General features: G+C 63.9%; 14 protein-coding genes. 8 read left to right on the top strand and 6 right to left on the bottom strand.

The genetic code is table 11. From position 1 onward, the window contains the following. Positions 1-56 precede the first annotated feature (56 nt). From X265_RS25085 to X265_RS25065, 5 genes are all read left to right on the top strand, one after another. Positions 57-1,859 (top strand): adenine deaminase C-terminal domain-containing protein, encoded by a 1,803-nt coding sequence (locus X265_RS25085; protein WP_128967241.1) that lies wholly within the window; start codon positions 57-59, stop codon positions 1,857-1,859. A 151-nt stretch (positions 1,860-2,010) separates the two neighbouring features. Further along, positions 2,011-3,801 (top strand): glyoxylate carboligase, encoded by a 1,791-nt coding sequence (gene gcl, locus X265_RS25080; RefSeq protein WP_128967240.1) that lies wholly within the window; start codon positions 2,011-2,013, stop codon positions 3,799-3,801. Between the two features lie 11 nt (positions 3,802-3,812). Beyond that, entirely contained in the window at positions 3,813-4,598 is a 786-nt protein-coding gene (gene hyi / locus X265_RS25075) for a hydroxypyruvate isomerase (RefSeq protein ID WP_128967239.1), read from the top strand. A gap of 11 nt (positions 4,599-4,609) precedes the next feature. After that, on the top strand, positions 4,610-5,497 hold the full coding sequence (locus X265_RS25070) for a 2-hydroxy-3-oxopropionate reductase (RefSeq protein WP_128967238.1): 888 nt from the start codon (positions 4,610-4,612) through the stop codon (positions 5,495-5,497). A 113-nt stretch (positions 5,498-5,610) separates the two neighbouring features. Continuing rightward, the gene (locus tag X265_RS25065) at positions 5,611-5,994 is read left to right on the top strand and encodes a DUF1236 domain-containing protein (protein ID WP_128967237.1); all 384 of its coding nucleotides are present in this window, start codon (positions 5,611-5,613) and stop codon (positions 5,992-5,994) included. Between the two features lie 76 nt (positions 5,995-6,070). On the opposite strand, the gene X265_RS25060 is transcribed toward X265_RS25065, so the two are convergent. Next, positions 6,071-6,667 carry a thiamine pyrophosphate-dependent enzyme gene (locus X265_RS25060; protein ID WP_128967236.1) on the bottom strand — a complete coding sequence of 199 codons (597 nt, stop codon included), beginning with the start codon at positions 6,665-6,667 and terminating at the stop codon, positions 6,071-6,073. Between the two features lie 7 nt (positions 6,668-6,674). Further along, positions 6,675-7,235, bottom strand: a complete 561-nt coding sequence (locus X265_RS25055) for a thiamine pyrophosphate-binding protein (RefSeq protein WP_128967235.1) — start codon at positions 7,233-7,235, stop codon at positions 6,675-6,677. A 239-nt stretch (positions 7,236-7,474) separates the two neighbouring features. On the opposite strand from X265_RS25055, the gene X265_RS25050 reads away from it, so the two are divergent. The 3 genes from X265_RS25050 (at position 7,475) to X265_RS25040 (ending at position 9,426) form a co-directional block, all read left to right on the top strand. Then, positions 7,475-8,524, top strand: a complete 1,050-nt coding sequence (locus X265_RS25050) for a hydroxyacid dehydrogenase (RefSeq protein ID WP_128967234.1) — start codon at positions 7,475-7,477, stop codon at positions 8,522-8,524. A 117-nt stretch (positions 8,525-8,641) separates the two neighbouring features. Further along, a complete protein-coding gene (locus X265_RS25045; protein ID WP_128967233.1) occupies positions 8,642-9,091 on the top strand; it encodes a flagellar basal body rod protein FlgC in 450 nt (149 codons plus the stop codon). 122 nt (positions 9,092-9,213) lie between these two features. Continuing rightward, positions 9,214-9,426, top strand: coding sequence for a hypothetical protein (locus X265_RS25040; protein ID WP_092296687.1), 213 nt, complete (start codon positions 9,214-9,216; stop codon positions 9,424-9,426). A gap of 3 nt (positions 9,427-9,429) precedes the next feature. Here X265_RS25040 and X265_RS25035 read toward each other — a convergent pair whose 3' ends face one another. The 4 genes from X265_RS25035 to X265_RS25020 all read right to left on the bottom strand — a co-directional run bounded on the left by X265_RS25035 (position 9,430) and on the right by X265_RS25020 (position 14,312). After that, positions 9,430-10,005 (bottom strand): GNAT family N-acetyltransferase, encoded by a 576-nt coding sequence (locus X265_RS25035; protein WP_164938780.1) that lies wholly within the window; start codon positions 10,003-10,005, stop codon positions 9,430-9,432. 6 nt (positions 10,006-10,011) lie between these two features. Next, positions 10,012-12,369 carry an Orn/Lys/Arg family decarboxylase gene (locus tag X265_RS25030; RefSeq protein WP_128967231.1) on the bottom strand — a complete coding sequence of 786 codons (2,358 nt, stop codon included), beginning with the start codon at positions 12,367-12,369 and terminating at the stop codon, positions 10,012-10,014. A gap of 85 nt (positions 12,370-12,454) precedes the next feature. Next, entirely contained in the window at positions 12,455-13,642 is a 1,188-nt protein-coding gene (locus tag X265_RS25025; protein WP_128967230.1) for a cupin domain-containing protein, read from the bottom strand. A 190-nt stretch (positions 13,643-13,832) separates the two neighbouring features. After that, entirely contained in the window at positions 13,833-14,312 is a 480-nt protein-coding gene (locus X265_RS25020; RefSeq protein WP_164938779.1) for an Lrp/AsnC family transcriptional regulator, read from the bottom strand. Positions 14,313-14,317: the final 5 nt, after the last annotated feature.

The following is a 14,317-nucleotide window of genomic DNA, read 5'->3' as shown; positions in this document are numbered from 1 at the left end:
CTGTTGGCTCACGGCGGCAACCATTGCCTGATAACTCCCGTCAAGCGAGAGCCCCAATGCGAAAACTCACCCGCTTCGCCGTCGCGCCGCTGCATGAGATGACGCGGCGCCTTGCCGACGTTGCCTCAGCGCGTGTCGCGCCCGATCTCGCCATTTCAGGCGCGCGCGTGCTCTCGACGTACTCCGAGCGCATCCATCCGGGACGGGAGGTCTGGATCACCGGCGGCCGCATCGCCGCGATCAAGCCCGCAGGTTCGGCGAAGAAGGTGTGGCGCGACGTTCCGCTTTATGACGCCGCCGGCGGCATCATCGCGCCGGGCTTGGTCGATCCGCACATCCACATCGAATCTTCGATGGTGACGGCGTGCGCCTATGCCGAGGCCGCGCTGCTCAACGGCACCACCACGATCTTCTGCGACAGCCACGAGATCGGCAACGTCATGGACGTCGCCGGCGTCGAAGCGATGCTGGAGGACGCACGGGAGGCGCCGCTGTCGATCTTTTTGACGGTGCCGAGCACCGTGCCGGCCACATCGGCGGAACTGGAAACCGCCGGCGGCGACCTTACGCCCGACAAGATCGCAGGCCTGTTCGACCGCTGGCCCGAAGCCGTTGCACTCGGCGAGAAGATGGATTTCGTGCCTGTCACCATGGGCGACGAGCGCAGCCACGCGATCCTCGCCGCGGCGTTGAAGCGCGGGCGGCCGGTGTCAGGCCATGTCTATGGCCGCGAATTCGTCGCCGCCTATGCGGCGAGCGGCGTCACCGATACGCACGAAGCGATCGACCGCGACATCGCCGACGATCTGCTCGACGCGGGCGTCTGGGTCTTTTTGCGGGGCGGTCCGCCGACCACGCCCTGGCATTCGCTGCCGCAGGCGATCCGGGCGATCACCGAGTTAGGGGCCTCGCACAAGCGCACGGCGGTCTGCACCGACGATCGCGATGCTGATGATTTGCTTCTCTTCGGCCTCGACTGGGTGGTGCGCGAAGCCGTGAAGGCGGGAATGTCGGTGGAGCAGGCCTGGTCGATGGGGTCGCTACATGGCGCCACGCGGTTCAATATGGAAGGCGATATCGGTGGGCTCGGCGGCGGTCGCCGCGCCGATCTCGTGCTGATGGACGACAATCTCAAGCCGCAATCGACCTGGTATGGAGGCGAGCTGGTGGTGGAGAACCGCAAAATCACGCCTCGGTTGGATCAAGCGCTGTCGCAGCGGTACCAATATCCAAAAGCGGCTTATGCCACTGTCAAGCTGCCTGAGAAGCTGAAGCTGACGCCGGAGCTGCCGGGGAAGGCCTGCACTATCAACGCCATCAAGACCGCGCTGCCTGGCATCACACTGATCCATGAGAAGATCGCGATCGAACCGTCCAAGGACTGGCCCTCGCTGTTTCAGCGTTATGGCCTATGCTTTGTCACGGTGGTCGAACGCCACGGCAAGTCGGCTGGCAATGTCGCCTACGGCTTGCTCAAGGATTTCGGCCTGAAGCGCGGCGCGGTGGCCTCGAGCGTCGGCCACGACAGCCACAACATCATCGTCGCCGGCACCAACGAGGACGACATGCAGATCGCGATCGCCGCGATCAAGACGCAGCAGGGCGGCGTCTGCGTCGTCGCCGACGGCAAGGTGAGGGCGCTGGTGCCGCTGCCGATCGCGGGGCTCTTGTCCGACAAGCGCGTCACGGAGGTGGCGGAAGAAGTCAGGGCTTTGAAGAGGGAATGGGCCGAGGCCGGCTGCACCATCCCCTACATGGGCTTCAATCTGATTCCGCTATCGGTCATTCCGGAAATTCGTATCACCGACAAAGGCCTCGTGCTGGTGCCGCAGATGGAGCTGACGCCGCTGTTCGAGTGAACGGCTTTCACGTATTTCTCGACTTAACCGCTTGAGACAAACGAAGTTTTTCCGCGGTTGCCGCATCGTGGAAAATAAAATCCATCTCGTTGAGATCGCATCGGGTGCACCCGATGATCTCGCTCGCTGATTTAACCGAGCGAGGTCCGATATGGCGAAGATGCGAGCTGTCGATGCAGCCGTGCGTATCCTGGAGAAGGAAGGCATCTCGACGGCCTTCGGTGTTCCCGGGGCTGCGATCAATCCGCTTTACTCGGCGCTGAAGAAGCGTGGCTCGATCCGGCACATCCTGGCGCGCCATGTCGAGGGCGCCTCGCACATGGCCGAAGGCTACACGCGGGCCAGGGCCGGCAATATCGGTGTCTGCATCGGCACTTCGGGGCCGGCCGGTACCGACATGATCACCGGGCTCTATTCGGCGATAGCCGATTCCATTCCGATCCTCTGCATCACCGGGCAAGCGCCGCGCGCACGGCTTTACAAAGAGGACTTCCAGGCCGTCGATATCGAGTCGATCGCAAAGCCCGTGACCAAATGGGCCGTGACGGTGCGCGAGCCGGCGCTGGTGCCGCGCGTGTTCAGCCAGGCCTTTCACGTGATGCGCTCGGGCCGGCCCGGACCGGTGCTGATCGACATGCCGCTCGACGTGCAGCTCGCCGAGATCGAATTCGACGACGAGACCTATGAGCCGCTGCCGGTCTACAAGCCGGCCGCAACGCGCAAGCAGATCGAGAAGGCGCTGGAGATGCTCAACGCCGCCGAGCGGCCGCTGATCGTTGCGGGCGGAGGCATCATCAATGCCGATGCCTCGGACCTGCTGATCGAGTTCGCCGAGATCGCCAACGTGCCCGTGGTGCCGACGCTGATGGGGTGGGGCGCGATCCCGGACGATCACGTGCTGATGGCCGGCATGGTTGGCCTCCAGACCAGCCATCGCTACGGCAACGCCACGATGCTGGAATCCGATTTCGTGCTCGGCATCGGCAATCGTTGGGCCAACCGTCACACCGGCTCGGTCGAGACCTACACCAAGGGTCGCACCTTCGTGCATGTCGACATCGAGCCGACCCAGATCGGCCGCGTATTCAATCCCGATCTCGGCATCGTCTCGGACGCCAAGGCAGCGCTCGAGCTGTTCGTTTCCGTCGCCAAGGAGTGGCGGCGGTCAGGCAGACTCCGCGAGCGCCAGGCTTGGCCCGCTTCCTGCCGCGATCGCAAGAAGACCATGCTGCGCAAGAGCCATTTCGAAAACGTCCCGATCAAGCCGCAACGCGTCTACGAGGAGATGAACAAAGCCTTCGGACGCGACACCACCTATGTCACCGTGATCGGCCTGTCGCAGATCGCCGGCGCGCAATTTCTCGGCGTCTACAAGCCACGCAATTGGATCAACGCGGGGCAGGCGGGCCCGCTCGGCTGGACATTACCGGCGGCGCTCGGCGTGCGCGCGGCGTGCCCGGATCGCGACATCGTCGCGCTATCGGGCGACTACGACTTCCAGTTCCTGATCGAGGAGCTCGCCGTCGGCGCGCAGTTCAACCTGCCCTACATCCACGTCGTCGTGAACAATTCATATCTCGGGCTGATCCGCCAGGCCCAGCGCGGCTTCGACATGGACTATCACGTCCAGCTCTCCTTCGAGAACATCAACGCGCCCGAGATCGGCGCCTACGGCGTCGACCATGTCGCGGTGGCGGAAGGCCTCGGCTGCAAGGCGATCCGCGTCACCGACCCGAAGGACACGCAGGCCGCGTTCGTGACTGCCCGCGAGCTGATGAAGAAGCACCGCGTGCCTGTGGTGGTCGAGTTCATCCTCGAACGCGTCACCAACATCGCGATGGGGACGGAGATCGACAACATCGTCGAGTTCGAGGAGGTGCTGGACCTGCCGCTCGACGAAGTCGGGACCACCAGGCCCGGCGTATTGCAGCCGGCAGAGTAGGGGACCGCATCATGCCGAAATTTGCCGCCAACCTCACCATGCTCTTCACCGAGATGCCGTTCATCGAGCGCTTTGCCGCGGCGAAAGCGGCCGGCTTTGCCGGGGTCGAGTATCTCTTCCCCTACGATTTCGACAAGGCGCAGCTCCGCGAGCAGCTCGATGCCCATGGATTGACCCAGGTGCTGCACAATCTCCCTGCCGGCAACTGGGCCGGCGGCGAGCGCGGCATCGCAATCATGCCCGATCGCACCGCCGAATTCCGCGACGGCGTGTTCCGCGCCATCGATTACGCCAAGGCGCTCGATTGCGAGCAGCTCAACTGCCTCGTCGGCATCGCCCCCGTGGATGCCGATCCGCGTGAGCTTCAGGAAACGCTGATTGGAAACTTGCGTTTCGCGGCCTCGACGCTGGCGCGTGAGAACATCAAGCTGCTTGTCGAGCCGATCAACACGCTCGACATCCCCGGTTTCTTCCTCAATGGCACCGAGCAGGCGATCCAGCTGATCTCAGAAGTCCGTTCGAACAATTTATTCGTCCAATACGACATCTATCACATGCAGATCATGGAGGGCGATCTCGCCCGCACCATGCAGGAATATCTTCCGCAGATCGCGCACATCCAGCTCGCCGACAATCCCGGCCGGCATGAGCCGAATACGGGCGAGATCAACTATCCGTTCCTGTTCCGCCATCTCGACGCGATCAGTTATCGCGGCTGGATCGGCTGCGAATACAAGCCGCGCACCACGACGCTGGAAGGACTGGCTTGGCACGCCGCGCAGACATTCGACACCTGAGGACATATGACATGATCGACATCGGCTTCATCGGACTTGGCACCATGGGACGGCCGATGGCCGGCCATCTCCTGGCCGCAGGCTATCGCGTTCTCCTGCATGACGTTGCGCCGGTCGCTCCGGAGCTGATTGCGGCTGGTGGCATCGCCTGCAGATCCGCGAAGGAGGTAGCCGAGAACGCGGATGCGGTCATCATCATGGTGCCGGATACGCCGCATGTCGAAGCCGTGCTGTTCGGCAAGGACGGGGTCGCCGGAGGCATCTCCAAAGGCAAGATCGTGATCGACATGAGTTCGATCTCACCGCTCGCGACCAAGGAGTTTGCCAAGAAAATCGAGGCGCTGGGCGCGGATTATCTCGATGCACCGGTGTCGGGCGGCGAACTCGGCGCCAAGGCGGCGAGCCTCACCATCATGGTCGGCGGTCCCGAGCGGGCCTTCGGCACGATGAAGCCGGTCTTCGACAAGATGGGCAAGAACGTCACGCATGTCGGTGCCAATGGCGATGGCCAGACCACGAAGGTCGCCAACCAGATCATCGTCGCGCTGACGATCGAGGCGGTGAGCGAGGCGTTGCTGTTCGCATCCAAGGCGGGTGCGAACCCTGCGCTGGTGCGCAAGGCGCTGATGGGCGGCTTTGCCTCGTCGCGGATTCTCGAGGTGCATGGCGAGCGCATGGTGAAGCGCAATTTCGATCCCGGCTTCCGCATCGAGCTGCACCAGAAGGATCTTAACCTTGCGCTCGAGGGGGCGCGTGCGCTCGGTCTGTCGTTGCCAAGCACCGCGGTCGCGCAGCAATTGTTCTCCTCCTGCACCGCGCATGGCGGCAAGGGCTGGGATCATTCCGCGATGGTGCGAGCGCTGGAACTGATGGCGGGGCACGAGATCGCTGCAGCCTGAACTGTTACGCGGTAACAGTCGCCAGTTTGACGTGTGTTTCATCACGCTGGAACCGGAACAATGCTCCGGCCCCGCTGTTGATGACCCACAACAATCACTGGAGACATCAGGTCATGAAAACCCGTCTTGCGATTACGTTGGCCGCAGCGTCGCTGCTGGCGTCGAGCGCAGCCTTTGCCCAGTCGACGACCGCCGAGGGCGCCGCGAACGGCGCGCGCGCGGGCGGTGATATCGGCGGTCCGATCGGCGCCATGGTTGGCGGGACCGTCGGTGCGGCCGTCGGCGCCGGTCTCGAAATTCCGAACGCGGTACTCGGCGGAATTCCGCGTGATGATTCTGTCGTGGTCCACGAGCGCGTCGTCGTCGGCGAGCCGCTGCCCCCGACCGTGGTGCTGCGGCCGGTGCCGAACTATACCGAATATCGCTATGCGGTCGTCAACGACCGCCGCGTGATCGTCGAGCCGCGCACGCGCCGCGTGATCAAGATCATCGACTGATCGGCGCGTAAGGTGAATTGAATAAGGGCCCCGCGGAGTGACGCTCTGCGGGGCTTCTATCGTCAATGAAAAGGTCTCAGAGCGGTTCGCGCACGCCGAGGCCGTGCATGAAGCGCTCGCGGATCTGCACCGGATCGCGGCGGGTGGTGCCGACGCCGGGCTTGTCGTCGATACGCAGCGCGATCAGGCTGGGTTCGTCAGCCAACATGGCTTCGTCGACCAGTCGTTCGAAATCCTCCTCGTCCGCGGCCCAGGCACTGTTGGCGAGCCCCGAACCCAAGGCGATCGCGACGAGGTCGGCGACGCCGGCGGCCGGCGTCGGCTGCGCGCCGGTGATCTGGTAGATGCCGTTGTCCATCACGATCATGATCAGATTCTTTGGCTTCAACGCCGCGATGGTCGAGAGCGCGCCGAGCTGCATCAGCAGCGAGCCGTCCCCCTCCAGCGCGAAGACGCGGCGGTCGGGCTGCGCCAGCGCGACGCCTAGCGCGATCGGGAAGGCGAGCCCCATGCTGCCCAGCATGTAGAAATTCTGCGGGCGGTGGCCGGCGGCCCAGAGGTCGAAATTGGTGTTGCCGATGCCACCGACCACCGCTTCCTCGTGCTTCAGCTTCGCGATCAGGCGCGAGGTCACATCGAAACGGTTCATCACTTTGGTGTTGCGCGTGGTCATGGCCGGCTCACTTGTCGAAGACCTTGCCGCCCGTGAGCAGCGGATTGAGGATCAGCGCTACCGGCGCCTGGGTGGTGACGGCCTGCTTGATCGAGCGGTCAGCGATGAACTCGAGCTCGTCGAGCCTGGTGATGGTGTGGTGCTCCAGCGCCAGCGAATCCAGCACCGGACGCATGGTCCGGCAGACCAGCGACTGGCCATAGTTGAATTCGCCGAGCGTGCCGCGCTCGGAGACGAACATGATCAGCGGGATCTGGTAGGGCACGGCGAGCGAGGCGAGCACGTTGGCGAGCGTGGCAAAACCCGAAGTCTGCATCAATACCGCGCCGCGCCGCCCGCCCATCCAGGCGCCCGAGACGATGCCGACGGCCTCTTCCTCGCGCGCGGTGGCAAAGGTGGTGAAGAAGGGATCGGCGTGGAGGTTCTTGATCAGCGGCGTCAGTACGCGGTCGGGCACGTAGGGGATCAGGCTGACCTCGTTCCGCTTCAGGGTTTGCAGGACGATGCTGTGCCAGCTTCTGTCGGCGGCGGCCTGTCCCGCCGGAGGCTGCTGCTCCGCAATTGCCATTGCGTTCTCCCTTCGGCCGCGCATGCTTCTTCTGTGTCCGTCGCGGCTATCAGCAGAACTTGACGGAGCAGGCGGGATTGTCAACATGTCCGGGCCGGCACCGTGATCTGCGCCAGACGGCCTGCCGAGGCCGGCACCGCCATGTCATAAGCGAAATAATGAAAAATCGGGAGGCACCAGGAGTTGAGCGCGCGTGGCGCTGACCTACCGGGTTCTCCATGAGAGTCGGAAGGGTCCTGATGTCGGTCAACAGCAAACGCGTCTTCTACGTCAAGTACCTGGCCAACCCTGTCTATATCGACATCCTGAAAGCCCGGCCCGACGTCCGGCTCGACCGCATCGAGAACGAAAGCCCCGAGGATTTCTACGCCCCCATCCTGAGCGCGGCGCATGTCTACCAGATCGGCGCCGCGCGCGACGAGCTGGCGCCGCATTTCCATGTCGACGCCGCCTTCCTGAAGCGCACGCCGAACTTGCTGCTGGTTTCCAGCAACGGCGCAGGCTTCGATCCTGTCGACGTCGAAGCCTGCACCGATGCGGGTGTACTGGTCGTGAACCAGTCCGGCGGCAATGCCCATTCCGTCGCCGAGCACGCGCTGGCGATGATGCTGACCTTGTCCAAGCGCATCATCCAGTCCGATCGCCGCTTGCGCCGCGAACCCAACGTCAATCGCAACGAGCTGGTCGGCAACGAGGTCGAGCACAAGACCGTCGGCATCATCGGTCTCGGCAATGTCGGCCGCCGCATCGCCGCGCTGTGCAAGGGCCTGCTCGGCATGAAGGTGCTCGCTTACGACCCGTACCTCTCGGCCGAGGTGATGGCCGAGCGGGGCGGCGAGAAGGTCGAGCTCGATGAGCTCTTGCGCCGCGCCGATTTCGTCTCGATTTCCTGTCCGCTCAACAAGGGCAGCCGCAACATGATCAGCGTGCGCGAATTCGGCCTGATGCAGCCGCATGCCTATTTCATCACTACCGCCCGCGGCTTCATCCACGACGAGGACGCTCTGCTCCAGGCCTTGCGCGACAAGCGCATTGCCGGCGCGGGCCTCGACGTCTGGTCCAAGGAGCCGCCGCCGCCGGAGCATCCGCTGCTCCAGTTCGACAACGTGCTGGCGAGCCCGCACACCGCCGGCGTGACGATCGAGGCGCGCCAGAACATGGGCCGCATCGCGGCCGAGCAGGTGCTGGAGACGCTCGACGGCAAGCGGCCGCCGCGGATCATCAATCCCGAGGTCTGGCCTGTTTACGTCGAGCGCTTCAAGCAGGCCTTTGGCGTCACGCCCGGGTAGGGCTGCGCGAACTCCGACCGCGCCCGGATCGTTGGTTACGAGGATGAAAACAGAAAGCGGCGAATTCGACTGATGGCGTGAGTGAACGCGTATCACTTGTCCTGTAGACGAGTGGGCATGAGCATCTATTCGATTGCGACGTCAGGACTTTCTGCGGCGAGCTTGCGCGTGAGCGTGGCCGCGAGCAACGTCGCCAATGTCAGCACGACCGGCCCGCTTCCCGCGTCAGGCGGATCGGCCTCGTCGGCTGGTGCGGCCAGCCCGAGCATCGCTCCGACGTTTCCCCCGGCCTATGTGCCATTACGGGTCGATCAGGTCGACCAATCGAGCAGCTCGACGCCAGGCGGCACGATCGCTACCGTGTCGACGGTTTCGCCGAGCTATACCGCACAATCCGACCCAAGCGCTCCCTTCGCAAACCAGGACGGCCTGATCGCGGCGCCGAACGTCGATCTCGCTGACCAATTTGTTCAGCTGACGGCCGCAAAGTACAGCTTCATCGCCAATGCGAAGGTCATTCAAGCCTACTCCGAGACCGAAAAGTCGCTCCTCGACATCACCACGTGAAGGCGGGCCCGCCGCCTGAATGGGCTGCGGGAACCTTGCCCGGCTTTGATCCGCGTCAAAATCTCTCTCCCTTCGCCGCTCTAAATGGGACTAGAGTACTGCCGGTCCAGCAGGGAGGTCCCATGTCAACTTATGTCGTCAGGTTCATGAAGGACGTGCTTGGCGAGTACGGCCGTCAGTGCGAGGTCTGCCAGGGCACGCTTGAGATCGACGCGGCCGACGAGGACGAGGCTACGGAACGGGCAAAAGCGAAATTCTGCGAGGACCAGGCGTTGCATCACTGGTCGCTGCATGCCGATCGCATCCACGTCAGACCGGCTGACTTTCCTTCGTGAGACTTATCGGCCCGGTGCGGTGACAGGCGGCGGCGCGGTGACGCCGGCGCCGAGCGAACGCTGCACCATGGCGGTATCCGACCAGCGGCCATGCCGATAGGCTACGCCGCTGAGCAGGCCGACGCGCGCAAATCCAAACTTCTCGTGCAGCGCCAGCGACGGCGTGTTGTCGACATCGATATAGCCGATCATCTGGCGGAAGCCGGCTGCTGCACAGGCATCGATCAGCTCCTGGAGCAGCAGCCGCCCGACACCGCGGCCGAGATGCTCGTGGTGGACATAGATCGAGTGTTTGGCCGTGTAGCGATAGGCCGGTCGCTTGCGAAACAGCACCGCATAGGCGTAGCCGACGACCTCGCCGCGCCATGTCGCGACCAGATGCGGCAGCCGGGTCTGCTTCAGATTCTTGCGCCGGTTGCGCAGATCATCGGGCTCCGGCGCGCCGGTTCCCTCGACATCACGTGGCACGCCGTTGCGGACGTGATGGCGGTAGATCGCCAGCATCGCCTCGATATCGCTCTCGCGTGAGGTGCGGACCAGCACCGGTTCATCGCTTGCGCGCACAGCTGTTTCGTTCATCGGCACCTACTCGGAAACGACGTAGGTATAGAGCCCGATGCAACCCCGCGCATCGATCTCCTTGTAGACGCCCTGGATTTCCACATCGAAGCCCGGGAATGTGTTGAAGCAGGTCTCGAACATCTTGAGGTAATCGATCATCGGCTTGGCCCGTTGCGTCAGCCGTTCGCCGGGCACGATGGTAGCGATGCCGGGCGGATAGACCACGAAGGGCGTGGTGGCAATGCGGCCGGCGATCGCCTCGATCGGCAGATAGTCGACGTCGTTCTTGACCAGGTATCGCGCCGCATCGCGCGGCGACATCGCGATCTCAGGCATGTGCTCGGGCATGAATTGCCGCGCCTGGAGACCGCTGACATCGGCGGCGCGGAAGAAGCGGTGCATCTCGCCGCAGAGATCGCGTAAGCGCACGCCGGCATAGCGTGTCTGCCGCCGCTGGTAGAATTCCGGGATGGCATCGGCGAGCAGCGCATTGTCGTCGTGCAGCTTCTTGAAGGCGACGAGGCCGGAGATCAACGTGCCTGCCTTGCTCGCCTCGACCCCGGGGGTCAGCAGGAAGAGCAGGGAGTTGAGGTCGTTCTTCTCGGGGACGATGCGGTTTTCGCGCAGATACTGCGCGACAACAGGGGCGGGGATGCCGTGCTCGGCATAGGCGCCGGTGGTGCGATCGAAGCCGGGGGTGAGCAGCGTCAGCTTGTTGGGATCGGTCATGGCGAAACCCTCGGCCATGCCAGGGAAGCCGTGCCAATTGCTGTCGGGGGCGAGCTGCCAGAGTGCCGGATTGGTGGCGAGCTCGTCGGTTGACAGCGTCTCCCAGGCGACATTGTGCGCGGCGCCAGGGCGGCTGACGTCGGGAATGGCGACACGATCCGGGACGAAGGGCTCGAAGAACCAGCGGCGGTCCTCCTTCTGCTCCTTCTCCTCGAACTCCCGGCGCATCGCGCGGATCTTCTTGCGCAGCTCGATGCCGAGGCGGATCGTGTCGTCCCACAGCACTTCGCCCGATCGCCCTTTCATCATCTGCGCGCCGACGTCGAGGGATGCGAACAGCGGATAGAACGGCGAGGTCGAGGCGTGCTGCATGAAGCTCTCGTTGAAGCGGCGATGCTCGACGCGCCGCTTCTGGCCGCGGATATGGCGGTCCCTGATGTGGATTTGCGATGCCTGCGAGAAGCTCGCGAGCTGCTTGTGGGTCGATTGGGTTGCAATGATGCCTGGCGCCTCCGGCGGAAGGTTGGCAAGGCCCATCGCGAACCGGCCGGCATAGAGCAGGTGGAATTTCATGAAGCCGGCCCAGGCTTCGTCGAACAGGATGTATTCGCAGAGGTGGCCGATCCGTTTCAGGATCATTTCGGCATTGTGGATCGTGCCGTCATAAGTGCATTGCTCGACCACGGCGACGCGGAACGGCCGCTCCTTGCGCCAGGCATTCTTGTCCGTCACCAGAGGATGATTGCGGATCGCCTCGCGCAAGGCGTTCTCGTCCAGCACGTCCCAGCGCATCGGGCCGATCAGGCCCCAGGCGTTGCGGATGGTCGGGACGTAGACGGGGATGCCGCCGCCGATCATCAGCGCGCCGTGATGGGCGGCCTTGTGGTTGTTGCGGTCGAACAGCACGAGATCGCCGTCGGTGACCAGCGCACCGAGCGCGACCTTGTTCGAGGTCGAGGTGCCGTTGAGCACGAAATAGGTCTTTTCCGCGCCGAAAATCGCCGCCGCCTCCTTTTGCGCCTTCAGCGCCGGCCCTTCATGGGTGAGGAGGTCGCCGAGGTCGAGCACGGAATTGTCGAGGTCGTCGCGGAACACGGATTCGCCGAGATGCTCGACGAAGACGCGGCCGATCGGGCTGCGGTTGTAGAACACGCCGCCATTGTGACCCGGGCAGGTCCAGAGCTGGTTGCCTTCCTCGGCGTAGTCGACCAGCGCGCCGAAGAACGGCGTCTTCAGCGTCTCGGCATATTGCTTGAGCCGGCTGATCAAATTCTTGGCGATGAAGGTCGGCGTCTCCTCGGACAGGAAGACATAGCCGTCGATGAAGTCGAGCACCTCGACCGGCAAATCCTCGAAGCGCTTGCGCCGGATCAGGAGGATGATCGGGAAATCGAGGCCGCGGCGTCGCATCAGATTGATCAGGGCCGAGGTCTTGCCCTCCAGCCCCTTCTTGCCCCAGTCCACCACCATGCAGCCGATCGCGGCATCGGTCTGCACCGCGATCTCGGCGTCCTCCAGCTTGCGTGCCCGGACCACCTCGAAGCCGGAGCGCTGGATCTCCTCGATGATCTGGTTGAAGCGGAGACCCTCGAGGTCGTCGGCGTCGAACACGGGTGCGGCGAACAGGAAGTTGAAGCGCTTGAAATAATCCATGGCAGGTCCCGAATGTGCAGAGACAGACACGTCTCGGCACATTCGGTGACAGTTCGATGACGGCGCCTCCGGCGTGACGGAGCGCTCAGGCCGCGCTGGCGATGACCATCCGTTTCCGGCCGAAATTCGCCACCGCCGCCTCCGCGACGCCGAAATTGTTGGCGAGCAGGTGCCGCGGCGCCTTCGCCAGCCAGTCGCCGAGGCTGCTTTCGTGGTAGGTGCCGCTGTCGAGCACGCCGACCATCTCGGCGTCGTCCTTGTCGATGTTCTGGATCGAGTGACCGCAATTGGCGGGGATGTAGGCGCATTCTCCCGCCGAGAGCTCCGCGACCGCGACCCTCTTGTCGAATGCGAACAGGGTTACGCGCGTGCGTCCCTTCAGCACGTAGTGCCATTCATTGGCGTTGGTGTGCCAATGCGGCTCGTGCATCGCGCCGGGTTTGAGCTTGAGCACCGTCCCGGTCATGGTGCTAGAAACCGGAAACTCCTTGGCGGAGGCGACGTAAAGCTGCCCGCCGGCGGTGCTCACGCGCGGCTTCTGCGCCATCAGCGGGAAACGGTGGGTGCGGTCGCGGTCCAGCGCGCGTGCGACTTTTGCCTGCGGACCGTCGAGTGCCAGCACCTCGCCCTGCATGATGTAGGTCTCGGCTTTCGGGTTCGGGCTGAAGGTCTCCGTGGATACGCCAAGCGCCTGTGACAAGGTCGGCGCGTCGTAACGGCTCATCCAGTCGCTGATGCCGAACGTGCCGTGCTCGGAATAGAGGCCGTCATCGAAGGCGAGGATGGCGTGGCAGGGGGAGGATCCCAGCGTCTGGATGGCATGGCTGTGGCCTCTGGGAAAGAACCAGAGATCACCGGGAGCGAGATTGACCACTTCGAGCTGGCCCTCGGGATCGACCACCGTCACCTGGCAATGGCCGTCGACGACATAGGCCCATTCGGCCGAATTATGCCAATGCATCTCGCGGGCACCCCCGGCGTTGACGAAGAGGTGCGCGCCGGCAATTCCGGTCGCGAGCGGAAGGGTGCGGGCCGTGACCTCGCGCGCCCAGCCGCCGGAGGTGGCCTTGATCGGCCCCTTGTCGAGCGATGCGGTGAACACCACGGGATCACCCGATTTGCGTGGGATCGTCTTCAGGAATTCGGATGCGGGAGCAACGTCGTAGCCGGCGGCATGTCCATCGGGCGCTGCCAGCGCGGATTTGGCGGCGCCGAGAACGCCGGCTCCGAATGCAAGGGATTGAATGAAAAGACGGCGGCTGGATTTGAGCATGGAAGACCCCGATATGAAATGGCTGCGTGATGTGGGACGCGGTCGCGTCGCGCCCTATCAATTGGGTCTGATGATCGGGTCTGTTGCGCCTCAACCGTATGGTTGAACCCACAATTCAAATTTCTTTGATGAAGGAATGACACAGCCGGCGAGGCGATGCGCTTGACGATTCGGGGCGGAGCCGACCCAGCTACCGCTTCGATTCGCCGAACACGACGGTCGGCACCGCGCGGTTGACGACCTCGCGCAACGCAAAGCTCGATTGCACCCGCGCCACCCGCGGCAGGCGTGACAGCTCGGTGCGATGGATGCGCTCGAAATCCTGGATGTCGCGGGCGAGCACGATCAGGATGTAGTCGTCGGTGCCGGACATCAGGAAGCAGCGCACGACGGAGGGGCACTTCACCACCTCGGCCTCGAACGCCTTCAGCGCCTCGTCGCTCTGGCTCTCCAGCGCGATGCGGACCAGCACGGTGGTGGTGAGGCCGAACTGCGCGAGGCAGAGCGCGGCTTGGTAGGCCTCGATGTAGCCGTCATCCTCGAGTGCCTTCTGTCGCCGCGCCAGTGCCGTGCTTGATAGCCCGACCTTGTTGGCGAGCTCGGTGTGGCTGGCGCGCGCATTGGTCGTGAGTTCCGCGAGAATCGCGAGATCTTTCCGGTCGAGGGCCAAGGTTT

This window comes from Bradyrhizobium guangdongense (genome assembly GCF_004114975.1).
Lineage (GTDB): Bacteria > Pseudomonadota > Alphaproteobacteria > Rhizobiales > Xanthobacteraceae > Bradyrhizobium > Bradyrhizobium guangdongense.
The sequence above is the reverse complement of the archived record's forward strand: the minus strand, read 5'-3'. Positions and strand labels throughout refer to the sequence as shown.

Bases quoted from the DNA above. Each gene is read 5' to 3' on its own strand.
- X265_RS25030 (WP_128967231.1), bottom strand. From the start codon at position 12,369: ATGGATTATTTCAAGCGCTTCAACTTCCTGTTCGCCGCACCCGTGTTC.
- X265_RS25055 (WP_128967235.1), bottom strand. From the start codon at position 7,235: ATGGCAATTGCGGAGCAGCAGCCTCCGGCGGGACAGGCCGCCGCCGAC.
- X265_RS25085 (WP_128967241.1), top strand. From the start codon at position 57: ATGCGAAAACTCACCCGCTTCGCCGTCGCGCCGCTGCATGAGATGACG.
- X265_RS25070 (WP_128967238.1), top strand. From the start codon at position 4,610: ATGATCGACATCGGCTTCATCGGACTTGGCACCATGGGACGGCCGATG.
- X265_RS25025 (WP_128967230.1), bottom strand. From the start codon at position 13,642: ATGCTCAAATCCAGCCGCCGTCTTTTCATTCAATCCCTTGCATTCGGA.
- X265_RS25040 (WP_092296687.1), top strand. From the start codon at position 9,214: ATGTCAACTTATGTCGTCAGGTTCATGAAGGACGTGCTTGGCGAGTAC.
- gcl (WP_128967240.1), top strand. From the start codon at position 2,011: ATGGCGAAGATGCGAGCTGTCGATGCAGCCGTGCGTATCCTGGAGAAG.
- X265_RS25045 (WP_128967233.1), top strand. From the start codon at position 8,642: ATGAGCATCTATTCGATTGCGACGTCAGGACTTTCTGCGGCGAGCTTG.
- X265_RS25050 (WP_128967234.1), top strand. From the start codon at position 7,475: ATGTCGGTCAACAGCAAACGCGTCTTCTACGTCAAGTACCTGGCCAAC.
- X265_RS25060 (WP_128967236.1), bottom strand. From the start codon at position 6,667: ATGACCACGCGCAACACCAAAGTGATGAACCGTTTCGATGTGACCTCG.
- X265_RS25035 (WP_164938780.1), bottom strand. From the start codon at position 10,005: ATGAACGAAACAGCTGTGCGCGCAAGCGATGAACCGGTGCTGGTCCGC.
- X265_RS25065 (WP_128967237.1), top strand. From the start codon at position 5,611: ATGAAAACCCGTCTTGCGATTACGTTGGCCGCAGCGTCGCTGCTGGCG.
- hyi (WP_128967239.1), top strand. From the start codon at position 3,813: ATGCCGAAATTTGCCGCCAACCTCACCATGCTCTTCACCGAGATGCCG.